We start from the raw sequence: 23,697 nt of genomic DNA on the forward strand, positions 1-23,697 counted from the left end.
GCGGGACCCGGAGCGCGACTAGCCTTGTCCGTGTGCGTATAGCGAGGTTCTCCACAGGAGACGGTGTCGGGTTCGGGGTGGTCGAGGGCGGCCCCGGGGAGGAGTTCGTCGCCGGGATCTCCGGTCATCCCTTCGGGCCGATCCAGTTCACCGGGGAGCGGTTCTCGCTCTCCCAGGTGAAGCTGATCGCCCCCATGCTGCCCAGCAAGGTCGTGGCGATCGGCAGGAACTACGCCGACCACGCCAAGGAGATGGGCGGGGAGGTGCCGGACGAGCCGCTGGTCTTCCTCAAGCCGTCCACCTCGGTGATCGGCACGGGCGAGGCCATCGCCTACCCGACGGCGCTCTCCCAGCGGGTCGACTACGAGGGCGAGCTGGCCGTGGTGATCGGCAGGCTCTGCCGGGAGGTCCCCCGCGAGCGGGCGCACGAGGTGATCTTCGGCTACACCTGCGCCAACGACGTCACCGCGCGGGACCTGCAGAAGAAGGACGTCCAGTTCACCCGGGCCAAGGGCTTCGACACGTTCTGCCCGCTCGGCCCGTGGATCCAGACCGAGCTCGACCCGTCCGACGTCGCCATCGTCACCTCGGTGAACGGCGAGGTCCGCCAGAGCTCGCGCACCTCCAAGCTCATGTACGACATCCCCGCGCTGATCGCCCACGTGAGCGCGGTCATGACGCTGATCCCCGGCGACGTCATCCTGACCGGCACCCCCGAGGGGGTCGGCCCGCTCAGCGTCGGCGACGAGGTCAGCGTCTTCGTCGAAGGAATCGGCACTCTCAGCAACCGGGTGGTCCCCCGTGATTAGGGTTCGCTTCGCCCCCTCGCCGACCGGCATGTTCCATGTCGGCGGCGCCCGCTCCGCGCTGTTCAACTGGGCCCTGGCCGAGCAGGCCGGAGGCCGGTTCGTCCTGCGCATCGAGGACACCGACGCCGCGCGCAACCGGCCCGAGTGGACCGAGGGCATCATCTCGGCACTCGCCTGGATCGGTGTCAACGACACCCACCCGGCCTTCGAGGGCCCCTACTTCCAGTCCTCGTACGAGAAGCAGCACCGCGAGGCCGTGGCCACGCTGCTCGCCGACGGCCGCGCCTACCACTGCGGGTGCACCCGGGACGAGGTCAAGGCCCGTACCGGCTCCGAGCACCAGGGCTACGACGGCTTCTGCCGCGACCGCGGCCTGGCCGAGGGCGCGGTCCGCTTCCGCACCCCCGACGAGGGCGTCACCGTGATCCAGGACCTGGTCCGCGGCACGGTGGAGTTCCCCAACGCCGCGATGGAGGACTTCGTCGTCGCCCGCGGCGACGGATCGCCGCTGTTCGTCCTGGCCAACGTCGTCGACGACGTGGAGATGCGGATCAGCCACGTGGTCCGCGCCGAGGAGCACCTGTCCAACACCCCCAAGCAGCAGCTGCTCTGGGACGCGCTCGGCGTCACCCCGCCGATCTGGGCGCACGTGCCGGTGATCGTCAACGAGAAGCGCCAGAAGCTGTCCAAGCGCCGCGACAAGGTCGCCCTGGAGTCCTACCGCGACGAGGGTTACCTGGCCGAGGCGATGGTCAACTACCTGATGCTGCTCGGCTGGGGGCCCGGCGACGACCGGGAGATCATGCCCTGGTCGGAGATGGTGCCGCTGTTCAGGCTCCAGGACGTCAACCCCTCCCCGGCGTTCTTCGACGAGAAGAAGCTCCGCGCCTTCAACGGCGAGTACATCCGGGCGCTGCCCCTGGCGGAGTTCGTCTCCCGCTGCGACCCCTGGCTGGAGCCCGGCTGGGACCGCGAGGTCTTCGCGAAGGTCGCCGAGCTCGCCCAGACCCGCATCGCGGTCCTGTCGGAGATCACGGCGAACGTCGACTTCCTCTTCCTGGACGAGCCCGTCTTCGACCAGGCGTCCTGGGACAAGGCCATGAAGAACTCCGCGGTGGAGATCCTCACCGGCTACCTGGCCCGGCTGGAGACCGTCGCGATGGACCCCGACTCGCTCAAGGGTGCCCTGGAGGAGGTCGGCACCGAGCACGGTCTCAAGCTCGGGAAGGCCCAGGCCCCCGTACGGGTGGCCGTCACCGGCCGGACCGTGGGCCTGCCGCTGTTCGAGTCCATCGAGGTCCTCGGCCGCGAGCGCACCGCCGAGCGCCTGCGCGCCGCCCTCGCCAGGCTCGGGGCCTGACCGGGCGCACCGACCCGACCCGGTGAGGCCCGGGACCCGGCCGTCCGCCGGGTCCCGGGCCTCACGGTTCCCGAGGGCTCCCGCGCTTTCTCAGGAGGGGGAGCCGGAACGGCGCGCGTCCGGCGTTCCCTGCTCGGCGAGGCCGTCCCAGAAGGCGAGCCGGTGCGCCGCGTCCCGGTCGAACGGCCCGACACCGCCCCGGCCCAGGGCCAGCTCCTGCACGTACGGGGTGCCGTCCGAGGCGCGCACCCGCGGCCACGCGGGCAGGCCCGGCCGGTTCGGGTCGCCGGTCGCGGCGAACCGGGACCAGTAACCGATCATCACGTCACCGAGCCGCCGCTGCTCGGCGGTGAGCGGGGCGGACGTCCAGCCGGCCCCGAACAGGAACGTCAGCTCCGAGCCGTGCGAGGCCAGCGGCTCGACCCCGTTCGGCAGCGGGAACAGCACGGGGGCGGTGCGGTCGGTGAACTCGTAGGAGAACGTCGGCACGTACCGGGCGAACATCAGGTCGGTGTCGCGGGCCGGCCACGCCCAGTCCAGGTCGCTCATCACGGCCGCCAGCGCCTGCAGGGGCGAGCCGCCGTGGGCGGCCGGCGGGTACTGGGCCAGCACCGCGGCCCCGGCGGCGCCGAACCTCTCGGTGAGGGTCGCCCGGTACTGCTCGGCCGTCATCGGCGGGAACATGAGCGAGGTGAACAGCGTGCCCTCGTCCCGGGTGACGCCCGTCAGCACCGGCACCCGGTGGAAGCGGCCCTCGTCCAGGACCCTGGCGGGGTCCTCGGGCAGCACCGCGTTGCCGTACCCCGGCAGCGGGAGGGGCTGCAGGGCGAGCAGGTCGGCCACGGGCCTGCCGCGCAGGCAGGCGAGCGCGGTGTCCGGGTCGGTGCAGCCCGCCGTGGCGGCCAGGACCTGCCCGTACCCCTCGTGGGCCGCGCGGGGCACCCAGAGCGGCACGTCCATCAGCGGCCGCGGCCTGCGGTCCGCGGAGTCGCCCGTCCGGCACGGGCTGCTCTGGGCGATCGCCCGGTGGAACAGCCCCGCCGCCGAGGGGGAGGCGAGCTGCGCGCACACCGAGTGCGAACCGGCGGACTCGCCGAACAGGGTGACGTTGCCCGGGTCGCCGCCGAACGCCGAGGCGTTGCGCCGCACCCACCGCAGGGCCGCCTGCTGGTCCTCGATCCCGAAGGCCCCGGAGTCCTCCATCCCGGGATGCCCGAAGAACCCGAAGATCCCCAGCCGGTAGTTGACGGTCACCACCACGACGTCGCCCCGCACGGCCAGCCTGCGGGCGTCGTACTCGCTGCCCGCGCCCCTGGTGAGGCCCCCGCCGTGCAGCCACACCATCACCGGCCGGGGCCGCTTCGCGTGCCCGCGCGCCGGGACGGTCACGTTGAGGTAGAGGCAGTCCTCGGTGTCGCTCGCCGGCAACCCCCAGACGTCGGAGACCTGCGCGCACCGGCCACCGGGCGCGGTGGCGTCGCGCACGCCCGTCCACGGCGTGACCGGCCGCGGGGAGCGCCAGCGCAGGTCCCCGACCGGCGGCGCGGCGTACGGGATGCCCTGGAAGAGCCGGTGGCCGGCGGCGACCGTGCCCCGTACCAGGCCGGCGTCGGTGCGGACGGTCGCGTTCCCGCCGGCCGTCCCGGTCGCTCCTGTCGCCTCCGTCCGGGCCACGGCCGGGCTCGCGGTGCCCAGCAGGGCACCGGTGAGGAGGGCGACGAGCGCGACGCCCGTCCTGTTCCATGCTCGTCTCATTGTCCGATCATGACGCCTTCCGTACGGAAGGCGCATGGGATGTGCGTCCCCGGCCGGGGTGAGGTTTTCCCCACCCCGGCCGGGGAGGCAGGGTCACGCCTGCAGGCCCCGGCGCTCCAGCAGCGGCTCGATGCGCGGGTCGCGCCCGCGGAAGGCGCGGAAGGCGTCCATCACGTCCCGCGAACCTCCCACCGACAGCAGGGTGGAGCGGAAGTGGTCGCCGTTCTCGCGCCTGAGGCCGCCGTTCTCCTCGAACCAGCCGACGCTCTCGGCGTCGAGCACCTCGCTCCAGATGTAGGAGTAGTAGCCGGCGCTGTAGCCGCCCACCCCGCTGGAGAAGATGTGCGCGAAGTAGGAGGTCCGGTAGCGGGAGCGGACCAGGTCGAAGGCGATCCCGGCGCGCTCCAGGGCGGCGGTCTCGAACGCCTCGGCGTCCTCGACGGTCTCGCCCGCGGCCAGCTTGTGCCAGGCCCAGTCGAGCAGCGTGGCCGCGAGGTACTCCACCGTGGCGAAGCCCTGGTTGAACTTCTCGGCCGCCCGCATCTTCTCCAGCAGCTCCGCGGGCACCGGTTCGCCGGTCTCGTGGTGCCGGGCGAAGTTGGCCAGGATCGACGGCCAGGTGGCCCACATCTCGTTGACCTGCGAGGGGTACTCCACGAAGTCGCGCGGCACCTCGGTACCGGAGACCCGGGGGAAGCGCACGTCCGAGAACAGGCCGTGCAGGGCGTGGCCGAACTCGTGGAAGGCGGTGTTGACCTCGTCGAAGGTCAGCAGGGTGGGGCCCTCGGCCGGCTTGGTGATGTTGAGGTTGTTGATCACCACGGGCAGCTCGTCGAACAGGTGCGACTGGTTCACCAGGCTGTTCATCCAGGCGCCGCCGCGCTTGGAGGGCCGGGCGTACGGGTCGAGCAGGAACAGGCCCATCGGCGAGCCGTCGGCGTCGAACACCTCGTGGACCCGCACGTCCGGGTGGTAGCCGGCCAGGTCCTCGCGGAGGGTGAAGGTGATGCCGTACAGCTCACCGGCCGCGTGGAAGATCCCGTCGCGCAGCACCCGGTCCAGCTCGAAGTAGGGCCGCAGGTCGCCGCCGTCGAAGTCGTACCTGGCCTTGCGCACCCGCTCGGCGTAGAAGGACCAGTCCCACGGCTCCAGCGGGAGACCGGCCTCCCGGCCCAGCTCCTCGGCCTCCCTGCGGGCGTTGGCCACCGCCGGGCCCACCAGCCTGCCGAGCATCTCCTCGACGGCGCCGGTGGTCTTGGCCGTCTGGTCGGCGACCGTGTAGGCGGCGTGGCTGGGATAGCCCAGCAGGGCGGCCCGCTCGGCGCGCAGCTCGGCCATCCTGGCCGCCAGGGGCAGGTTCTCCGGGGCCCGGCCGACCGACAGCTCGTACAGCCTCCTGCGGGTCTCCCGGTCGGTCAGCTCGGCCAGCGCGGGCTGGTTGGTGTGGTTGAACAGCGGCAGCACGTAGCGGCCGTCCTTCTCCAGGGCCTTGATCGTGCTCTCCGGGAGCCCGTCCAGCAGCGCGGGGTCCCGGACGACCAGCGCGGAGGCGGTGGAGGCCGCCAGCAGGTTCTGGGTGAAGGAGGTGGAGAGCCGGGTCAGCTCCTCGTTCAGCCGCCTGAGCCGCTCCTGCTCGGGCTCGGACAGGTCGGCCCCGGCCCTGACGAAGTCGACGCGGTACTTCTCCAGCAGCCACGCCTCCTCGGGGTCGTCGGTGGTGACCCGCCTGATCCGGTCGTACAGGGTGCGGTTCAGCCTGATGGCGTCACCGTGCCGGGTCAGCCTGGGCAGGATCTCGGTCTCGATCCGCCGGATGCCGTCGGTGGTGTCGGAGGCGGCGATCGTCATGAAGACGATCGAGGTACGCCGCAGGATCCGCCCGGAACGCTCCAGCGCCTCGATCGTGTTGGCGAACGTCGGCGGCTCCGGGTCGTCCGTGATCTCACGCACCTCGCGCAGCTGGTCGGCCATGCCGCGCTCGAAGGCCGGGAGGTAGTGCTCCTCCCTCACCTGGGCGAACGGCGGGAGCCTGTACGGCAGCTCACTGAGGGCGAAGAACGGGTTCTCGACCAAGACGGAAACTCCTCACGGGTGGACGGATCTCTCCAGCAGCGTCGCACAGCCGGCCTTCGCGGCGGCAGCCCGGTGATACCGCGATCCGGCCGCGGGTAATCGTTTTGGTCTTGACCCCCAACCTGGGCTATTCTTTCGGAGTCGCCAGCGAGCCCCGCAAGGGGTCCGGTGCGGTGGGGTATGGTGTAATTGGCAACACGGCTGATTCTGGTTCAGTTGTTCTAGGTTCGAGTCCTGGTACCCCAGCTGTATCTTCTTTTTTTGAAGATGCCGCAGATTCGGTCCCCTCCGAATCTGATGACAGTGTGTAGGGTCCCGTCGTCTAGTGGCCCAGGACGCCGCCCTCTCAAGGCGGTAGCGCCGGTTCGAATCCGGTCGGGACTACCACTGTCTCTCGCATGGCTCCGTCGTCTAGTGGCCTAGGACGCCGCCCTCTCAAGGCGGTAGCGCCGGTTCGAATCCGGTCGGGGCTACATCGCGAACCCCCGGAAGCAATGGCTTCCGGGGGTTTTTCGTGTTCCCGGCGTGCGCGTTTCCTCTTCTGAGCCGGGCGTGAGCGCAGGGCGGTTCCTTCACGATCATGGTCGCGTCGCGCTCCCGTGACCCTCGGTGTCCGTCACCGTCCTTTTCCGCGACCCCTCTTGCTTGGATAGCATTACTGTCCAATAATTGGAGAGCGCCGCTATCCAATGGGGGAAGAAATGATCACTTTGCTGGCGGACGGACGCGAGGAGCGGATCGCCGGGCCGATCGTCCCGCACGGGGAGCCCGTCCTCGGCTGGGAGCGCAAGCCGCACGGCTGGTGCCGGGGCGACGCGTGCGTCCCCGCCTTCCGCGCCGCCGCGGCCGAGACCGGCGAGGGCGTCGACCTCGTCGCCTTCGCCGGGCTGCTCGGCAGGCAGGCGGTCGCCGACCCGGACGAGGGGCTGATCGCCGTCGGCGAGCCCGCCGACCTCCCGCCGGGCAGGGCACCGGAGTTCGAGGCGCTGACCGCGCTGCGCGGCACCAGGGTCGCCGTGGTCTTCTGGGCCTCGTGGTGCGGCTGCCGCTACGACCTGCCCGCCTGGGAGGCCCTGCACCGGGAGCTGGGCGGCCACGGCTTCAGCGTGCTCAGCGTCTCCCTCGACCGCGACCCCGAGGCCGCCCGCGAGTGGCTCGCCGAGGTCACCCACCCGGCGGTGATCGACACCGACGGCCGCATCGCCGAGCTCTACAACGTGATCAATGTGCCGACCGTGGTCTGGGTCGACGCCGAGGGCCGGATCGCCCGTCCCCAGGACACCATGACCGCCACCGACACCTTCCGCTCGATGAACGGCCTGTCCTGTGAGCGGGCCGCCGCGGCCCTGCGCCGATGGGTGATCGACGGCGACGCCGGGACGACCTCCCGCGAGCTACGCGCCCCCACCGGCGAGGAGCGGCGGGCCCGGCTGCACGCGCGCCTGGCCACCTGGCTGTTCCGCGCCGGGCGCACGGCCGCCGCCGAGCGTCACCTCGCGCGGGCCGCCGCCCTCGCCCCGCACGACCTCGCCATCCGCCGGGGGCTCATGCCGCTCAACGGCGTCGACCCGTTCGGCGAGCGCTACTTCGCGCTCCGCGAGGAGCTGGAGGCCGCGGGGATCGCGATCTACCGGCCGCTTCCCGACTGGCAGGGCGACGAGGAGCCCGCCGCCGGGGCCACGGCACCCTCCTGAAGCGCCGGGCCCCGGGAGCCGTACAAGCGAGGGGACCGGCCCCCGTCCGGAGCCGGTCCTTCGCGTCCGGGGCTAGTTCTGGCCGGACCGGGCCTTGAACAGGGCCCGCTTGGCGGCCTTGCCCACCTGCTTGTCGGGGTGGGCCTTGCCGATCGCCTCCAGGAGCTCCTCCAGGTGCGGGTGCGGCACCTTCCAGATCACGTCCAGCAGGTTGACCAGGTTCGGCACGTTGCCGATGTCGTCCAGGCTGCTGACGAACTCCGGGCGGCCCAGGCCGGCGGAGATGGTCAGCATGTCGAGGATCAGCCAGTGGGTGTCGGCCTGGGTGGGCGGGGGAGCGTCCTCGACGCCGAGCTGGGCCAGGTGGGTGGCGGCGTACGGGCGCAGGGAGGGCTCGTCCAGGGCCTCCCGCCACGCGGGCGCGGCCACCTCGCCGAGCGAGCCGACCATGCTGGCCGCCTGCACCCGGATCAGCGCGTCCGCGTCGTCCTCGGCCGCGGCCTCCAGCAGGTCCCTGGCGGCCTGCTCGGGGGCGCGCAGCTCCATCCAGGCGGCGAACTCGGCGTCGGCCTCCTCCTCGGGCAGCTCGGCGCCGAAGGAGAGCAGGTCCAGGGCGGTCATCGCGTCGATGGCGGGCCGGGCGTCCAGCTCGATGTCGGCCTCGTCGGCCAGGTGGACCACGCCCTCCATGCCGAGCGGCGTCAGCCGGACCTGGTCGTGCTCGACCTCGACCATGCCGTAGCCGGTCAGCCAGTCGAGCACCGGGTTGAGCGGGTCGCCGTAGCGCTCGCCGGCCGTGGCCCAGGCCTCGGCGCCCAGGTCGTCGTACTCGGCGGCGGCCTCGGCAAGCTCGGCGCGGAGCTCGGCCAGCGGCTTGGAGCCGGTCGCCAGCAGCACCCGGATGAGCAGCGCCCTGGTCAGCCCGGACAGGGCGATCGTGGCCTCCTCGTCGTCCAGCTCGGGGTCGCCGTAGTCGATGGAGTGCAGGCCGGCCATCCACGCGTCGAGGGCGTCGTCGTCCTCCTCGAAGGGCCACTCGGCGGTGTCGGGGTCGACGCTGACGGTGTCCTCCCCCTCGGGCTGGAGGAAGTCCAGGTCGATCGCGAGGTTCCAGACGTTCCACAGGGCCGGGACGGAGTCGGCCAGCGTGGCGCCGCCCGTCTGCGGGACCGGGAAGCCGAGGACCCCCAGGGCCTCGGTGATCTCGTCGTCGCTCAGCAGGCTGGTCTCGCCGACCCTGCGCTCGGTCCCGACCCAGACCGCGAGGTCGCGGGCCTTGGCGATCAGGACCGTCGCGCGGGTGGCGGCGGCCAGCTCGGAGTCGGGGCGCAGCCTGATCGTCGGCAGCTCGGCGAGCTCGTCGGCGAACGGCTCGAAGTCGCCGAGCCCCTCGGCCTCCTCCTCGTCGTAGTCCTCCTCCTCGTCCTCCTCGACGACGAGCTCCTCCATGGCGTCGACGAAGTCGTCCTCGAGGGCGTCGAGCTCGGTGAGCAGGTCCTCCAGGGAGGAGGAGCCCCTGGTCAGGTGGCCGGAGTCGGCCAGGAAGGTCAGGTAGGCGCGGACCGCGGGCACCAGGCCGTCGGCCGCCGCGTCGGGATCCTCGACGACCTGGGGCATCCGGTCGAGCAGGACCGTGCGCAGATCGGACCGCTTCCACCGGCCCACGTCGTCGGAGGCGATCAGCCGGTGCCACAGCGCGACAGAGCCCACCAGGCCGGAGTCGCTGCCGGGCGCGTTCTCACGCGCCCAGAGGATGAAGTTCTGGAGCAGGGGACGCAGTTCAGCCGCGGCTGCCTCGATGCGATCTGTCACCTTCCCAGCCTAGGGGGCGGCAGGGGTGCTCGCCTCCTCATATCGCCCCCTGGAGGGGCCGTATCGGCGTCGGTTCGGCGTCAGTTCGCCCGGCGCATCGACTCGGTGATCCTTTCGGCGGCGGTGACCACCGGGGCGGCGTGCAGGCGGCCCGGGGTCCGGGTCAGGCGCTCGATCGGGCCGGAGACCGAGACCGCGGCCACGACCTTGCCCCCGGCTCCCCTGATCGGTGCCGAGACGCTGGCCACGCCCTGCTCGCGCTCGCCGACGCTGTGCGCCCAGCCCCTGCGCCGCACGCTCGCCAGGGTGGCGGCGGTGAACTTGGCCCCGCGCAGGCCCCGGTGCAGGCGGTCCGGCTCCTCCCAGGCGAGCAGGATCTGCGCCGCGGACCCGGCGAGCATCGGCAGTGCCGAGCCGACCGGCACGGTGTCGCGCAGCCCGCTGGCCCGCTCCGCGGCGGCCACGCAGACCCGCTCGTCCCCCTGGCGCCGGTACAGCTGGGCGCTCTCCCCGGTCAGGTCCCGCAGCTGGGTCAGGACGGGGGAGGCGACGGCCAGCAGGCGGTCCTCGCCGGCGGCCGTGGACAGCTCCGACAGGCGCGGTCCCAGCACGAACCGGCCCTGTGTGTCGCGGGAGACGATGCGGTGGTGCTCCAGCGCCACGGCCAGGCGGTGGGCGGTGGGCCGGGCCAGGCCGGTGGCCTGGACGAGCTGTGCGAGGGAGGCAGGTCCCGCTTCGAGGGCGTTGAGCACGAGGACGGCCTTGTCGAGTACGCCGACTCCGCTAGAGTTGTCCATACACCGATACTGCCGTCTCGACATATGAGAAAGCAAGTGGGTGTGGGACAGCCGATCGCAAGGAGGCGACATGGGCCGCACGCTCGCGGAGAAGGTCTGGGAGCAGCACGTCGTTCGACGTGCGGAAGGAGAACCCGACCTGCTCTACATCGACCTGCACCTCGTCCACGAGGTGACCAGCCCGCAGGCGTTCGACGGCCTGCGGATGGCCGGCCGGCCCGTCAGGCGGCCCGACCTCACGATCGCCACCGAGGACCACAACGTCCCGACCGTACGCGGTCCCATCAGCGACCCGGTCTCCCGGGTGCAGGTGGAGACGTTGCGCAAGAACTGCGCCGAGTTCGGCGTCCGGCTGCACCCCATGGGCGACGCCGGCCAGGGCGTGGTGCACATCATCGGCCCGCAGTTCGGCCTGACCCAGCCCGGCATGACGATCGTGTGTGGCGATTCTCACACCTCCACCCACGGCGCCTTCGGCGGCATCGCGTTCGGCATCGGCACCTCCGAGGTGGAGCACGTGCTGGCCACCCAGACGCTGCCGGCCTACCGGCCCAAGACGATGGCCATCGAGGTCTCCGGCCGGCTGCCCCCCGGCGTCACCGCCAAGGACCTCATCCTGGCGATCATCGCCAAGATCGGCACCGGCGGCGGCCAGGGCTACATCGTGGAGTACCGCGGCGAGGCCGTCCGCGCGCTCTCCATGGAGGGCCGGATGACCGTCTGCAACATGTCCATCGAGGCCGGTGCCCGCGCGGGCCTGATCGCCCCGGACGAGACCACCTTCGCCTACCTCGAGGGACGCCCGCACGCGCCCACGGGCGCCGACTGGGACGCCGCGGTCGAGTACTGGCGGTCGCTGGTCACCGACGAGGACGCCGTCTTCGACACCGTCGTGGAGATCGACGCCACCACGCTGACCCCGTTCGTCACCTGGGGCACCAACCCCGGCCAGGGGGCGCCCCTGGGGGCGGCCGTGCCGAGGCCCGAGGACACCGACGACCCGGCCGCGGCCGCGCGGGCCCTGGAGTACATGGGCCTGACCGCGGGCACCCCGCTCCGCGACGTCGCGGTGGACACGGTCTTCGTGGGCTCGTGCACCAACGGCCGGCTGGAGGACCTGCGGGCCGTGGCCGACGTGCTGCGCGGGCGGCAGGTCGTGACCCGCACGCTGATCGTGCCCGGCTCGATGCTGGTCAAGCTCCAGGCCGAGCAGGAGGGGCTGCACGAGGTCTTCACGGCCGCCGGTGCCGAGTGGCGCGAGGCGGGCTGCTCCATGTGCCTGGGCATGAACCCCGACACCCTCGCCCCCGGCGAGCGCAGCGCCTCGACCTCCAACCGCAACTTCGAGGGCCGCCAGGGCAAGGGCGGCCGTACCCACCTCGTGTCCCCGCAGGTCGCCGCGGCGACCGCCGTCACCGGCCGGCTCACCGCCCCCGCCGACCTGTAAGGAGCCCTCCGATGCAAGCGTTCGTCACCCACACCGGCCGGGCCGTGCCGCTGCGCCGCAGCAACGTGGACACCGACCAGATCATCCCCGCCGTCTGGCTCAAGCAGGTCAGCCGGACCGGGTTCGAGAAGGGCCTGTTCTCCGCCTGGCGCGAGGACCCGGACTTCGTCCTGAACGACCCCGCCCACCAGGGCGCCACGATCCTGCTCGCCGGGCCCGACTTCGGCACCGGCTCCTCCCGCGAGCACGCGGTCTGGGCCCTGCAGCAGTACGGTTTCCGCGTCGTGATCGCGGCCAGGTTCGGGGACATCTTCCGTAATAACTCCACCAAGATGGGCCTGCTCCCGGTCGTCCTCCCGGGGCCGGTCGTCGAGGACCTGCAGTCCGCGGTGGAGGCCGACCCCACCCTGGAGATCACCGTCGACCTGGCGGAACGCCAGGTCCGGTGGGGCGCCCAGACGGTCGCGTTCGAGATCGACGACTACACGCGCTGGCGGCTGACGGAGGGCCTGGACGACATCGGGCTGACCCTGCGCAACGCCGACGCCATAGGCGCATACGAGAATGGTCGGCAGCCATGGCTGCCGACGACCGTCTGACGGGTCCAGAGGACGAGCTGGCGTGGCGGTTGCGCGAGGCGCACCGCCACGTCAGGTCCCTGCCCGTCCCCGCGAAGGAGCGCGAACGCCTCGCGCGACGCCTGCTGACCATCTGCGACCTGTCCAAGCGGGACGTCGAACACGCCGCAGCGCGTCTTGATTTGTTCCTTCTCAGTATTGATGTCCGGGTTTCAGATACGCCAAGCACTGGAAACATTGCGGAAGGTGATTGAGTCATACGGCTCCGTCCCCTAATTTCAAGCGGGCAGGGGGTTTCTCATCGTGATCGTCGATGAGAGATCTGTGATGAGACCCCTCGCCGTGACAAATCGGGTGAGACGGGTTTTCTGCCTCATGACCCACTCCCGGACATCGGTAAGCAGGGGGAGCAACCTTATGAACAAGAAGGAACTCGTCGACGCCATAGCGGATCGGGTGGGCGACAAGAGAACGGCCACCGAGGCCGTGAACGCGGTGCTCGACGCCATCCAGACCGCCGTCGCCAGTGGCGACAAGGTATCGATCACGGGGTTCGGCGCGTTCGAAATGGTGCACAAGCCGGCCCGTACCGCCCGTAACCCTTCGACGGGTGCCGAGATCAGGGTCGCCGAGAGCTGGGGGCCCAAATTCCGGCCGGGTTCGGACTTCAAGGAGCTCGTCAACAGCGGGGGCAAGAAGGCCTCGAAGAAGAAGTAGAGCTCCGTCCGGACGCCCGGTCTCCCGAGGTGGGGGCCGGGCTTCCGGCTTTTCCGCGGGCGCGCGACCGGCCGGTGCCCGGCGCTTTCCCGGGCCGCCCGCGGGAGCTTTCCAGGCCGCCGGGGCTTTCCCGGGCCGCCGGAGTTTTCCCGGACCGTCCGTCCGGGCTTTCCCGCACCGTCCGGGCTCTCCCGGGCGGGAACGGCTATTCGGGCACTCCCGGGACCCCGGGAACGGGGAAGGTCGACAGGGTGATGAAGGAGACGGCCTCGCCGTCCATGACGATGTTCACCCGCTGGCCGGACCGCAGCAGCCGCAGCGGCCCGGCGTCGAACGCCGCCGCCCCGAACGTGACCTCGCTGCCGTCGTCGAGGAAGACCGACCCCGACCGGGTCTCCGGATCGAACGCGCGCACCGTCGCCTGCACGTGCCCAGCCTAACCCTCCGCACCCCCGGTCGCCGAGATCCTCCCGGCCACGGCCAGCGTGCGGGGGCCGACGCCCAGGACGAGCGCCCGGCGCAGGTCGTCCGGGGTGTCCACGTCGTGGCGGACCGACTCCACACCCTCCACCGAGAGCTCGGCCGCACCGCGCCGCAGGTGACGGGCCCGCGACTCGCCCCCGAACCCCGGCGTGAACGGCACGCCCGCGCGCACGCCGTAGAAGGTCGTGCCGACCTCGGCGCCGTCGGGCAGGAACGCCTGGTCGAACGCGGACGCGGCGGCCAGCACGCGGGCCAGCTCGGCCGGGCGCAGGGCGGGCAGGTCGGCCTGGAGGGCACCCACGGCACCGCCCGGCTCCAGCCGCACCGCCTCGGCCGCGCCGTGCCGCAGGGCGGCGTTCAGGCCCGCCCCCGGGTCGCCGACCACGTGGGCGCCGACCCCGGCGAGCGCCTCGGCCGGCACCGGGTCCGCGGTCACCACGACCACCCGCGCGACGAGCGCGCAGCGCAGCGCGGCCTCCACGGTGTCGCAGGCGATCGCCACGGCCAGCGCGGCCCGGTGCGGGCCCGCCGCGGCCGCCAGGCGGGTCTTGGCGGCGATCAGCGTCTTGACCGGGACGACGAGCGTCCAGGCGGGGTTCTCCGGAGCAGGCATGACGCCAAGCATCCCGCCTCGGCCTCACCGATGATGAACGGGGAGGGTTACCATGCCACGGGACGCCCGCCCCGTCGCCGTGGAGGTGCCCATGAGACGCCCCGGATGGCCCTCCCCGTTCTGGGTCGCCTTCGCCGTGGTGATCGTCAAGCCGATCTCGTGGCTCCTGATCCGCAAGGACTGGCGCCGCGGCGACCGGCTGCCCCGCGAGGGCGGCATCATCATGGTCACCAACCACCTGTCCTGGCTGGACCCCATCCTGATCGCGCACTTCCTCTACAACCACGGCCGCTGGCCGGTGATCCTCGCCAAGTCCGGGCTGTTCTCGGTACCGGTGATCGGCCACCTGGTCAGGGCGATGCAGGCCATCCCGGTCTACCGGGGCAGCGTGGACGCGGCCCGCTCCCTGGAGGAGTCGCGGCGGCGGCTCGCCGCGGGGGCGTGCGTGATGTTCTACCCCGAGGGCACCTGCACCCGGGACCCGGACTTCTGGCCCATGGAGGGCAAGACCGGAGCCGCCCGGCTGGCGCTGGCCACCGGCGCCACCGTGATCCCCGTCGCCCACTGGGGCGTCCAGGAGATCCTGCCGTACGGCGCCAGAAGACCCCGGCTGCTGCCCCGCAGGACCTTCAGCGTGCAGACGGGACCGCCGGTGGACCTGTCGAGGTACGCGGGAGAGCCGCCCGGCGCGGAGGTGCTGCGCGCGGCGACCGCCGACATCATGGCGGCCATCACGGCCCAGCTGGCCGAACTCCGGGGCGAGAAGCCCCCTCCCGCGCCGATGGCGCGTCCTGCGGGCCACTGACTTCGGCGTACGGTGATGAAATGACCAAGGCGGCTGTATTCGGCACGGGCTCGTGGGGAACCACCTTCGGGATGATCCTCGCCCAGGCGGGCACCCGGACGACGATCTGGGGCCGCAGGGCGGAGGTCGTCGAGGCGATCGACCTGCGTCACGAGAACCCCGACTACCTGCCGGGCTCGGTGCTGCCCGAGACGCTGCGCGCCACCACCGACCCCGCCGAGGCCCTCGACGGCGCCGACTTCGTGGTGCTCGCCGTGCCCTCCCAGACGCTGCGGGGGAACCTGCTCGGCTGGAAGCCGCACCTGCCGCCGGAGGCGGTGCTGGTCAGCCTGATGAAGGGCATCGAGCTGGGCACCACCAAGCGGATGAGCGAGGTGATCTGCGAGGTCGCCGAGGTGCCCAGGGAACGGGTCGCCGTGGTCTCCGGGCCCAACCTGGCAAGGGAGATCGTCCGGGGGCAGCCGGCCGCGACCGTGGTCGCCTGCACCGACGAGCGGGCGATGGAACGGCTCCAGGAGGCGTGCCACGTGCCGCCCTGGTTCCGTCCCTACACCAACGCGGACGTCGTGGGGGTCGAGCTCGGCGGCGCCGTGAAGAACGTGATCGCCCTGGCGGTCGGCGTCTCGGTGGGGATGGGGCTCGGTGACAACGTCGGGGCGATGCTGATGACCCGCGGGCTGGCCGAGATCTCCCGGCTGGGCGCGGCGCTCGGCGCCGACCCGCACACGTTCGCGGGCCTGGCGGGCATGGGCGACCTGGTCGCCACCTGCATGTCCCCGCTGTCGCGCAACCGCACCTTCGGCGAGAACCTCGGGCGGGGCATGACCCTGACCGAGGTCGTCGCCGCCACCCGGCAGACCGCCGAGGGGGTGAAGTCCTGCGAGTCCGTGCTCGAACTGGCCAGGAAGCACGACGTGGAGATGCCGATCACCGAGGTGGTGGTGGCCGTGGTCCACGACGCGATGCCCCCGAGCGAGGCCGCGGTGCTCCTGATGTCGCGCACGCCCAAGCCCGAACGCTACGGGGTGTGATCGGGACGGCGGAACGGGTAGGTCTGGTTTCGTCACGGACGGGGTTCCGCGCGGGACCGCGGGCCCTTTCCCCGGGGATCCGCCCGCGGGACGGCGAACCTCCCCGCCGGGCGGGGGTCCCTTTTCGGGACGCGTGTTCCCCGATGTGCCCAAGGCCGCCGAGGAGCCCGGCGTGGACACGGCCAAGAGGGCGGGCTCCCTACCCGCATCGAGTAGATAGGCGCGTCTAACAGCTGGATTGCCCCCTAACAGGGGGTACATTCGGTCATCATGAGCGAGCAGCACGAACCCCTGCCGAGGGTGGCCGTCCTCTTCGGCGGTCGCAATTCCGAGCACGCCGTCTCCATCATGGGAGCGGGAAGCGTGCTGGAGGTCATCGACCGGTCCAGGTACGAGGTCGTCCCCATCGGGATCGCGCGGGACGGCCGGTGGGTGCTCGCCTCGGGGGAGCAGCGCTACGCGATCGAGGGCGGCGAGCTGCCCGTGGTGGACGCGCAGAGCGCGACGCTGGCCCTGACCTCGGGCGGCGGCTCGCTGGTGGCCTACGACCCCGGCAGCATCCCCGTCGAGCTCGGTCACGTCGACGTCGTCTTCCCCGTGATGCACGGGCCCTTCGCCGAGGACGGCACGATCCAGGGACTGCTGGAGATGGCCGGGGTCCGCTACGTCGGCTCCGGGGTGCTGGCCAGCTCGGTCGGCATGGACAAGGCGTACATGAAGACGATCCTCGCCGCCGCGGGGCTGCCCGTGGGGCCGTACGTGGCGATCCGCGACCGCGACTGGCGGACCGAGCGCGAGCGGGTGCTCAAGGAGGTCCAGGAGCTCGGCTGGCCGGTCTTCGTCAAGCCCGCCCGCGCCGGGTCCAGCCAGGGCATCTCCAAGGCGGCCGACCTGGAGGAGCTGGAGCGGGCCATCGAGTTCGCCCGCGAGCACGACCCCAAGGTGCTGGTGGAGGCGGCCGTCGTCGGCCGCGAGATCGAGTGCGCGGTGCTGGAGTCACCGGGCGACGAGGCCCCCCGGGCCAGCCTGCCCGGTGAGGTGCTGGTCCACGGCGACCACGAGTTCTTCGACTTCGAGGCCAAGTACATCGGGAACGACATGTCGCTCTCGGTGCCCGCGGACGTCCCGCAGGAGACGGCCGAGGAGCTGCGGGCGATGGCCGTGCGCGCCTTCGAGGCACTGGGCTGCGAGGGCCTGTCGCGGGTCGACTTCTTCTACACCCCCGACGGACGGCTGATCGTCAACGAGATCAACACCATGCCGGGCTTCACCGCGATGTCGGTCGCGCCGCAGCTGTGGGCCGCCACCGGGGTGCCGTACGCCGAGCTGGTCGACCGGCTGATCCGGCTCGCGCTGGCCCGCCCGGCCGGACTGCGCTAGACGGGCTCCTGGACGGGCTCACGGAGGTCGGGCGGGCCCTGTGAGCCGCGCGGCGCGGGAGGACGCCGGCGGCGTCAGGGCAGGGCCGCCTTGATCGGTGCGGCGAGGTCGATGAGCACGTTCTGCGGGGTGTGCTCCCGCGCGATCGTCACCTCGACGTAGGCCTGCCTGCCGATCGCGGTGAAGAGCGTCGGCCTGGCCGGGTCGGCGTACCAGGCCACCCCGTCGAGCTCGGGCACCTGGTCGGTGGCCGACATCGTCACCGGGCGCGGCACCCCGCAGCGCAGCGCGATGCGGCCCTGCCCCCACACCGCGACGTAGGGCGAGACGGGGTCGGACTCCGCCCGTTCCTCCCCGTCGAGCGCGCGCGGGAGCCGCTCGGCCAGCGACCGGCACCCCGCGACGGCGGGACCCTCGGGAACGGGCGGTTCGATCCGGACGGCACCGCCGCACCCGGCCAGCATCAGCAGGGCGCAGACGTACCCGGCCCGGCGGGCGAACCGGCGTGCCACCTCGGACCTCTCAGATCAGATGTGGACGATCGGGCACGTGAGGGTACGCGTGATGCCCTCGACGCCCTGGATCTGCGCCACCACGAGCTTGCCCAGCTCGTCGACGTTGTTCGCCTCCGCCCGCACGATCACGTCGTACGGACCGGTGACGTCCTCGGCCTGGGTGACCCCGGAGATCACGGAGATCTCCCGAGCCACGTTCGCGGCCTTGCCGACCTCGGTCTGAATAAGGATGTAGGCCTGCACCATCACGACCTCCCGGGCGATTGGATCAGTGCCGAAGGGCCACCGTACCCTGTGATGAACGGGAGGTGTGTCATCACAGTAGGAGATCTCGGCGAATTCGGGGTTGTTGCACGTATTGCCGGACGCCTGTCCCAGGGCGGGACGGTACTTCTGGGCCCCGGGGACGACGCCGCGGTGGTGAGAGCCCCCGACGGGCGGGTCGTCGTCACGACGGACCTCCTGCTCGAGGGTAGGCACTTCCGCCTCGATTGGTCCAGTGGCTACGACATCGGCCGCAAGGCCGCGGCGCAGAACCTGTCCGACGTGGTGGCCATGGGGGCCGACCCCACCGGCATCGTGGTCGGCCTGGGGCTGCCCGCCGACGCGGCCGTCGGCTGGCTGGACGACCTCACCGACGGCTTCCGCGACGAGTGCGACCTGGTCGGCGCCAGCGTGGCGGGGGGCGACATCACCCGCTCCGAGCTCGTCGTCATCTCCGTCACCGCCCTGGGGGACCTGGGCGGGCGGGCACCGGTCACCCGCTCGGGGGCCCGGCCGGGGGACGTGGTCGCGATCACGGGCCGCCTCGGGTACGCCGCGGCCGGGCTGGCCCTGCTCGGCGCGGGACCGGCCGGGTCGTCCGGACCGATCGAGCCGTCCGAGCCGTCCGAGCTGGTCGGGCTGGCCGAGTTGGTCGATGCCCACCGCCGCCCGGAACCGCCCTACGCGCGCGGCCCGCAGGCCGCGGTGCTCGGCGCCACCGCCATGCTCGACGTCAGCGACGGGCTGCTCCAGGACCTCGGTCACGTGGCCACCGCGTCCGGGATCGCGCTGCTGCTCGACCCCGGGGCGTTCACCGTCCCCGCGGTGATGCGCGAGGCCGCCCGGCTGACCGGTACCGACCCGCTGGAGTGGGTGCTCTCCGGCGGGGACGACCACGCGCTCGCCGCGACCTTCCCGGCCGGGGTGCGCCTGCCCGAGGGGTGGACCGTGGTGGGCCGGGCCGCCGAGGGGACGGGAGTGCAGGTCAGCGGCATGACCCCGGCCCGTGGCGGGTGGGACCACTTCCGGGAGTGACGTTCCTCACCTGGTGTGATGTTTGTGAAAATTGCGACAAACGGTTACCGAACTGGTATGAAGATGGGCGGTTGTGATTCCTCCGAGAAAGGGGCTGTATGGGCCGCCACGGTGCAAACGGGGAAGAGACATCCCCGGACCGGGGTAACCGCGGGCCGGAGTCCCCTCCGGAGCAGGACCGGTGGGACGAGCCGGTCGGGCGCAGGCTCCGTCCCGAGGAGTCCGTGGTCACCGAGCCCCGGACGGGTTTCCTGGGATCGGGCTGGACCTCCGAGTCCGAGCCGTCCGGCTCTGCCGACCCCTGGCCCGAGGACGAGAAGAGGTCCGGCGGACGGGTCGGCAAGACGCTGCTCGCCGTCGCCGCGGTGGCCGTGCTGCTCGGCGGGACCGTGGCCGGGGTCCGCGGGCTGACCGGTTCGGAGAGGCCCGCCGACTGCCCGGCCACCGGATGCGTCACGGCGGCGTCGAACCGGCCCGTCCCGGCCGAGGAGACCACCGATCCCGGTGAGCCCGGCGACGACACCGGTGACATCGGCGACACCGCGCCGTCCGAGGAGCCCTCGGAGGCGGGCGACGAGGCCACCGCCGCCCCGACCCCGGCCGTCACCCGCAGGGGTGGCGGGGTCACCGCGGCCCCCCGGCCCACCGCGACGCGCAGGGCCACCCGCGCTCCCCGGAACGACGAGGACGGGTCGCGCACCCGCAGGCCGTCGTCCACCGATGAGCCCGACCCCAGGGTCACCACCGCCGAACCACTGGTCAACGAGGCCCCCAGCCAGGAGCCCACCGGGGTGCCCACGCAGGTGCCGAGCACCACCGCGCCCGCCCCGGACCCCGTTTCCAGCACCGGCGGGGTCGCGGAGCGCCCCGCGCCGCTCGCGGGGGGCGCCGCGATCACGGTCGGCGCCGACCTGATGGACGAGGAGGCCCGTACCTACACCGTCCAGCTCGTGGTGGCCGCCGACGCGAACGTCGGCGACCTCACGGTGAGCGTGCCGGTCAGCGGCCGGGTGTCCGTGCTGGAAGGCGCCGGGTGGCGGCAGGTCGGCGACGACCTGGTGATCGAGTCCCCGGCCGGCCTGGAGGCCGGAGAGCCGCTCGTGGTCACCTTCACCGCGCACGGGGACGCGAAGATCCCGCGGACCTGCCGGAGCGACCAGGGGGAGTGCTCCGTCGACTGAGCCGGTGCCCTCGGAACCGAACTGGTTGGATGGGGACATGACCGATTCGACCCCCCCTCGCGTCCTGACCGTCGCCGGTTCCGACTCCGGAGGCGGCGCGGGCATCCAGGCCGACCTGAAGACCATGCTGGCCCTCGGGGTGCACGGCATGAGCGTGATCGCCGCCGTGACCGCCCAGAACTCGCTGGGGGTCCAGGGTTACTGGGAGCTGCCCGCCGAGGCGGTCCGCGCTCAGCTCGACTCGGTGCTCGGCGACATCGGCGCCCAGGCGGTCAAGACCGGCATGCTCGCCTCGCCCGTGCTGGTGGAGACGGTCGCCGGGCTGCTGGCGGGGCTGGACGTGCCCGTGGTGGTCGACCCGGTCGGCGTCTCCAAGCACGGCGACTCCCTGCTGGCCCCCGAGGCGGTGGAGACGATGAGGTCACGGCTGCTGCCCGTCGCCACCGTGGTCACCCCCAACCTGTGGGAGGTGCTCCAGCTCACCGGCGTGAAGGTCGAGGACGAGTCCGACCTGCGCCGTGCCGCCGACGCGGTGCTGGAGCTCGGCCCGGCGTGGGCGCTGGTCAAGGGCGGCCACCTGCCGGGAGCCCCGGTGGACCTGCTGACCGACGGGAGGCGGGAGTTCCGCTTCACCGCCGAACGCCACGACAACCGGCACACCCACGGCACCGGCTGCACCCTGGCCTCGGCGATCGCCTCCCACCTGGCGCTGGGCGAGGACGTGCCCGGCGCGGTGGAGAAGGCCAAGGCGTACGTCACCGGCGCGATCGCGCACGGCTTCGCCCTGGGGTCGGGCATCGGCCCGGTGGACCACGCCTGGCGGCTGCGTCCCGCCTGACGTCCCCGCGGCCCGGAGCCCGGGTGAAGGGCTCCGCGGGCCGGGTGAAGGGCTCCGGGCCCCGGACGTCACGGCCGGCCCGCGGCCCGGTCCCGCCGCCGTCCCGTGGTCCGGTCTCACCGGCCCGCGGAGCACAGGGAACGACGAAGCCCGCCGTCCCGGTGCGGGACGGCGGGCTTCGTGAAGGTCCGGCTAGCGGGTGACCTTGCCCGCCTTGATGCAGGAGGTGCAAACGTTCAGCCGCTTCGGCGTGCCGTTCACCACTGCGCGCACGGGCTGGATGTTCGGGTTCCAGCGGCGGCGGGTGCGGCGGTGCGAGTGGGAGACGTTGTTGCCGAAAGTCGGCTTCTTAGCGCAAACGTCGCAAACGGAAGCCACGGTTCGCTCCTTAGATCAGTCGAGAGGCTCGATCCGCCGCACTGCCGGGCGGTCATCGGGCATGCCGGGACGACCGGCTGGCCATACGAGAATATCCGATGTCCGGTCGTGCACGCGAACGCGAGCCGCCGTGAACGGCCGAACGGGGATAATCTCCGGAGGCAACCGTAGCGCATCGCGGGCCGCACCCGGACGGCATCGTCAGGCACCCGACAGGCATCGGCCGGTATCGGTCGGCATCGACCGGCACCTGCCGGCGCCTGTCGGCACCGGCAGGGACGATCACGGGCTCGGGCGGTCCGCGTCCGGCCGGTGATCCGGTCCGTGCCCGGGCCCGTGCCCGGGGCGGGTCCGGTCCGTGCCCCCCGCGGCCCGTACCGGCTCGTACGGCCGTGTCGCACGGGCGCGGCCGGGCCGCCACGGTGGCGCCACAGGGCGGCGGTGCGGTCGCGGCCGGGATCAGGAGGTCAGGAGTGCTGCAGGTTCTCGACCCGCCCGCGGTCCGCAGGTGGTCGCGGCTGGCCGCGGAGACGCTGGGCAGGGGACGCGAGGAGATCGACGCCCTCAACGTCTTCCCGGTGCCCGACGGCGACACCGGCACCAACCTGCACCTGACCATGCTCTCGGCGGCGGAGGCGCTCGACGGGCTGCCCGGCGACGCGGACGCGGCCCTCACCTGGCAGACGCTCGCGCAGGGGGCGCTGCTCGGTGCCCGGGGCAACTCCGGGGTGATCGTCAGCCAGGCGCTGCGCGGCCTCGCCGAGGTGCTCGGAAAGGCCCCGGGGGACGGCCTCGATCTCGGACGCGGCCTGGTGAGGGCCGCCGAGCTGGCCCGCGCCGCGGTGTCCAGGCCGGTCGAGGGCACGATCCTGAGCGTCCTGACGGCCGTGGCCTCGGCGGTACGCGGCGCTCCCGCGGACACCGGGCGCCCCTGCCCCGACCTGGCCTCGGTCGCGCGGAGCGCGGCACGGGAGGCGCGCTCCGCGCTGCGCCGTACCCCGGAGCAGCTGGAGGTCCTGGCCCGCAGCGGGGTGGTCGACGCCGGGGCCGCCGGGCTGACGGTCATCCTGGAGAGCCTCGCCGCCGTCGTCACCGACTCCTACACCGGGCGGGTGGACATCCCCGCCCCGGCCCGGCGTCCCGCCCCGGCCCCGCAGGGGGAGCGGAGCGCCGGGGGGACGGGCGAGGGACCCGGCCGGGCCGGGGGTCCCGGTGATGCCGGCCACTTCGGATACGAGGTGATGTACCTGCTGGACGCCGGGGAGGCCGAGGTCGCGGCGCTGCGCGCGGAGCTCGACGCGCTCGGCGACTCGGTCGTGGTCGTGGGCGGTGACGGGCTGTGGAACGTGCACGTCCACGTCGACGACGCGGGCGCCGCGATCGAGGCGGCCCTGCGGCTGGGACGGCCCCACCGGATCACGGTGACGTACCTGTCCGGCCACGGCAGGACCCATCCGGTCACCGGGGGGCGGGGCGTGGTGGCGGTGGCCGCCGGGCCCGGGCTGGCCGCGGTGTTCGAGGAGGCGGGGGCCGTGGTCGTACGCCGGGAGCCCGGTTCGACCCCGTCGCTGGCGGCGGTGCTGGCCGCGATCAGGAAGGCCGGGTCGCAGGTCGTGGTCCTGCCCAACGACAGCGGGGTCCGCGAGGTCGCGATGGCCGCCGCGGAGATCGCCAGGGAGGAGGGCCTGACGGTCGGGGTGATCCCGACCAGGGCCTCGGTGCAGGGACTGTCGGCGCTGGCCGTGCACGACCCGCTGCGCCGGTTCGACGACGACGTGGTGGCCATGACCGAGGCCGCCGCGCACACCCGCCACGGGCACGTCTGGGCGGCCGACCGCGAGGTGATGACCAGCGCGGGCCTGGTCGTCCCCGGCGACGTCCTGGGGGTGGTCGACGGGGAGGCCGCGGTGATCGGCGCGGACCTGACCGGCACCGCCCTGGAGGTGGCCCGCCGGCTGGTGTCCTCGGGCAGCGAGCTGGTCACCCTCCTGGAGGGCGTCGGTGCCTGCGGGGAGCCGGCCCGCGCGGTGGAGGAGTACCTGGCCACCGTCAGGCCGGACGTCGAGGTGGTGCGCTACGAGGGCGGGCAGGGCGGCTATCCGCTGCTCATCGGGGTGGAGTGAGCCGGGCGA

The 23,697-nt window shown here is 72.6% G+C and carries 23 protein-coding genes and 3 tRNA genes; 17 read left to right on the forward strand and 9 right to left on the reverse strand.

Annotated features, from left to right (window positions below; all coding sequences use genetic code 11):
* Positions 1–32 precede the first annotated feature (32 nt).
* Entirely contained in the window at positions 33–809 is a 777-nt protein-coding gene (locus ABD832_RS14215; protein ID WP_344894181.1) for a fumarylacetoacetate hydrolase family protein, read from the forward strand.
* Between the two features lie 28 nt (positions 810–837).
* Entirely contained in the window at positions 838–2,169 is a 1,332-nt protein-coding gene (gene gltX, locus ABD832_RS14220; protein WP_344895961.1) for a glutamate--tRNA ligase, read from the forward strand.
* 90 nt (positions 2,170–2,259) lie between these two features.
* Here gltX and ABD832_RS14225 read toward each other — a convergent pair whose 3' ends face one another.
* Positions 2,260–3,924, reverse strand: a complete 1,665-nt coding sequence (locus tag ABD832_RS14225) for a carboxylesterase/lipase family protein (RefSeq protein WP_344894184.1) — start codon at positions 3,922–3,924, stop codon at positions 2,260–2,262.
* Between the two features lie 93 nt (positions 3,925–4,017).
* A complete protein-coding gene (locus ABD832_RS14230) occupies positions 4,018–5,997 on the reverse strand; it encodes a M3 family metallopeptidase (RefSeq protein ID WP_344894187.1) in 1,980 nt (659 codons plus the stop codon).
* Between the two features lie 174 nt (positions 5,998–6,171).
* On the opposite strand from ABD832_RS14230, the gene ABD832_RS14235 reads away from it, so the two are divergent.
* The 4 genes from ABD832_RS14235 (at position 6,172) to ABD832_RS14250 (ending at position 7,691) form a co-directional block, all read left to right on the forward strand.
* A tRNA-Gln gene (locus ABD832_RS14235) sits at positions 6,172–6,243 on the forward strand.
* Between the two features lie 65 nt (positions 6,244–6,308).
* Positions 6,309–6,384, forward strand: a tRNA-Glu gene (locus tag ABD832_RS14240).
* 13 nt (positions 6,385–6,397) lie between these two features.
* Positions 6,398–6,470, forward strand: a tRNA-Glu gene (locus ABD832_RS14245).
* Between the two features lie 228 nt (positions 6,471–6,698).
* A complete protein-coding gene (locus ABD832_RS14250) occupies positions 6,699–7,691 on the forward strand; it encodes a redoxin domain-containing protein (protein ID WP_344894190.1) in 993 nt (330 codons plus the stop codon).
* A gap of 72 nt (positions 7,692–7,763) precedes the next feature.
* Here the strand turns inward: ABD832_RS14250 and ABD832_RS14255 are convergent, their stop codons facing one another.
* Together ABD832_RS14255 and ABD832_RS14260 are read right to left on the reverse strand one after the other, a co-directional pair.
* Entirely contained in the window at positions 7,764–9,503 is a 1,740-nt protein-coding gene (locus tag ABD832_RS14255; protein WP_344894193.1) for a hypothetical protein, read from the reverse strand.
* 80 nt (positions 9,504–9,583) lie between these two features.
* Complete coding sequence (locus ABD832_RS14260; RefSeq protein WP_329085241.1) at positions 9,584–10,300, reverse strand: IclR family transcriptional regulator; 717 nt, start codon at positions 10,298–10,300, stop codon at positions 9,584–9,586.
* Between the two features lie 70 nt (positions 10,301–10,370).
* Here ABD832_RS14260 and leuC point away from each other — a divergent pair, with 70 nt between their 5' ends.
* From leuC to ABD832_RS14280, 4 genes are all read left to right on the forward strand, one after another.
* The gene (gene leuC / locus ABD832_RS14265) at positions 10,371–11,747 is read left to right on the forward strand and encodes a 3-isopropylmalate dehydratase large subunit (protein WP_344894197.1); all 1,377 of its coding nucleotides are present in this window, start codon (positions 10,371–10,373) and stop codon (positions 11,745–11,747) included.
* An 11-nt stretch (positions 11,748–11,758) separates the two neighbouring features.
* Entirely contained in the window at positions 11,759–12,346 is a 588-nt protein-coding gene (gene leuD, locus ABD832_RS14270; protein ID WP_344894200.1) for a 3-isopropylmalate dehydratase small subunit, read from the forward strand.
* Complete coding sequence (locus ABD832_RS14275) at positions 12,325–12,579, forward strand: SCO5555 family protein (RefSeq protein ID WP_344894202.1); 255 nt, start codon at positions 12,325–12,327, stop codon at positions 12,577–12,579. The genes leuD and ABD832_RS14275 overlap by 22 nt, the downstream gene beginning before the upstream one ends.
* Positions 12,580–12,742: 163 nt before the next feature.
* Positions 12,743–13,042 (forward strand): HU family DNA-binding protein, encoded by a 300-nt coding sequence (locus ABD832_RS14280; RefSeq protein WP_344894205.1) that lies wholly within the window; start codon positions 12,743–12,745, stop codon positions 13,040–13,042.
* A 205-nt stretch (positions 13,043–13,247) separates the two neighbouring features.
* On the opposite strand, the gene ABD832_RS14285 is transcribed toward ABD832_RS14280, so the two are convergent.
* Positions 13,248–13,469, reverse strand: a complete 222-nt coding sequence (locus ABD832_RS14285; RefSeq protein WP_344894207.1) for a hypothetical protein — start codon at positions 13,467–13,469, stop codon at positions 13,248–13,250.
* A 9-nt stretch (positions 13,470–13,478) separates the two neighbouring features.
* A complete protein-coding gene (cofC, locus tag ABD832_RS14290; RefSeq protein ID WP_344894210.1) occupies positions 13,479–14,138 on the reverse strand; it encodes a 2-phospho-L-lactate guanylyltransferase in 660 nt (219 codons plus the stop codon).
* A gap of 91 nt (positions 14,139–14,229) precedes the next feature.
* On the opposite strand from cofC, the gene ABD832_RS14295 reads away from it, so the two are divergent.
* The 3 genes from ABD832_RS14295 (at position 14,230) to ABD832_RS14305 (ending at position 17,354) form a co-directional block, all read left to right on the forward strand.
* Positions 14,230–14,943 (forward strand): lysophospholipid acyltransferase family protein, encoded by a 714-nt coding sequence (locus ABD832_RS14295; RefSeq protein WP_344894213.1) that lies wholly within the window; start codon positions 14,230–14,232, stop codon positions 14,941–14,943.
* Positions 14,944–14,963: 20 nt separating this feature from the next.
* Positions 14,964–15,974, forward strand: a complete 1,011-nt coding sequence (locus ABD832_RS14300; RefSeq protein WP_344894216.1) for an NAD(P)H-dependent glycerol-3-phosphate dehydrogenase — start codon at positions 14,964–14,966, stop codon at positions 15,972–15,974.
* A gap of 270 nt (positions 15,975–16,244) precedes the next feature.
* Complete coding sequence (locus ABD832_RS14305) at positions 16,245–17,354, forward strand: D-alanine--D-alanine ligase family protein (protein ID WP_344894219.1); 1,110 nt, start codon at positions 16,245–16,247, stop codon at positions 17,352–17,354.
* Between the two features lie 74 nt (positions 17,355–17,428).
* Here ABD832_RS14305 and ABD832_RS14310 read toward each other — a convergent pair whose 3' ends face one another.
* Complete coding sequence (locus tag ABD832_RS14310) at positions 17,429–17,866, reverse strand: DUF3515 family protein (RefSeq protein ID WP_344894222.1); 438 nt, start codon at positions 17,864–17,866, stop codon at positions 17,429–17,431.
* Between the two features lie 15 nt (positions 17,867–17,881).
* Positions 17,882–18,115: an Lrp/AsnC ligand binding domain-containing protein gene (locus tag ABD832_RS14315; RefSeq protein WP_344894224.1), complete on the reverse strand. Its 234-nt coding sequence runs from the start codon at positions 18,113–18,115 to the stop codon at positions 17,882–17,884.
* A gap of 51 nt (positions 18,116–18,166) precedes the next feature.
* Between ABD832_RS14315 and ABD832_RS14320 the strand changes: the two genes are divergently transcribed.
* The 3 genes from ABD832_RS14320 to thiD all read left to right on the forward strand — a co-directional run bounded on the left by ABD832_RS14320 (position 18,167) and on the right by thiD (position 21,187).
* Positions 18,167–19,168 (forward strand): thiamine-phosphate kinase, encoded by a 1,002-nt coding sequence (locus ABD832_RS14320; protein WP_344894227.1) that lies wholly within the window; start codon positions 18,167–18,169, stop codon positions 19,166–19,168.
* Positions 19,169–19,392: 224 nt separating this feature from the next.
* Positions 19,393–20,349, forward strand: coding sequence for a hypothetical protein (locus ABD832_RS14325; protein WP_344894230.1), 957 nt, complete (start codon positions 19,393–19,395; stop codon positions 20,347–20,349).
* Positions 20,350–20,386: 37 nt separating this feature from the next.
* Positions 20,387–21,187 (forward strand): bifunctional hydroxymethylpyrimidine kinase/phosphomethylpyrimidine kinase, encoded by an 801-nt coding sequence (gene thiD, locus ABD832_RS14330; RefSeq protein ID WP_344894233.1) that lies wholly within the window; start codon positions 20,387–20,389, stop codon positions 21,185–21,187.
* A gap of 192 nt (positions 21,188–21,379) precedes the next feature.
* Here the strand turns inward: thiD and rpmB are convergent, their stop codons facing one another.
* The gene (gene rpmB, locus ABD832_RS14335; RefSeq protein WP_012894387.1) at positions 21,380–21,565 is read right to left on the reverse strand and encodes a 50S ribosomal protein L28; all 186 of its coding nucleotides are present in this window, start codon (positions 21,563–21,565) and stop codon (positions 21,380–21,382) included.
* A 473-nt stretch (positions 21,566–22,038) separates the two neighbouring features.
* On the opposite strand from rpmB, the gene ABD832_RS14340 reads away from it, so the two are divergent.
* Complete coding sequence (locus ABD832_RS14340) at positions 22,039–23,688, forward strand: DAK2 domain-containing protein (protein WP_344894238.1); 1,650 nt, start codon at positions 22,039–22,041, stop codon at positions 23,686–23,688.
* The last annotated feature ends 9 nt before the right edge of the window (positions 23,689–23,697 follow it).

The sequence above is a fragment of the Streptosporangium longisporum genome, assembly GCF_039534895.1.
In the GTDB taxonomy this organism is placed as follows: Bacteria; Actinomycetota; Actinomycetes; order Streptosporangiales; family Streptosporangiaceae; genus Streptosporangium; species Streptosporangium longisporum.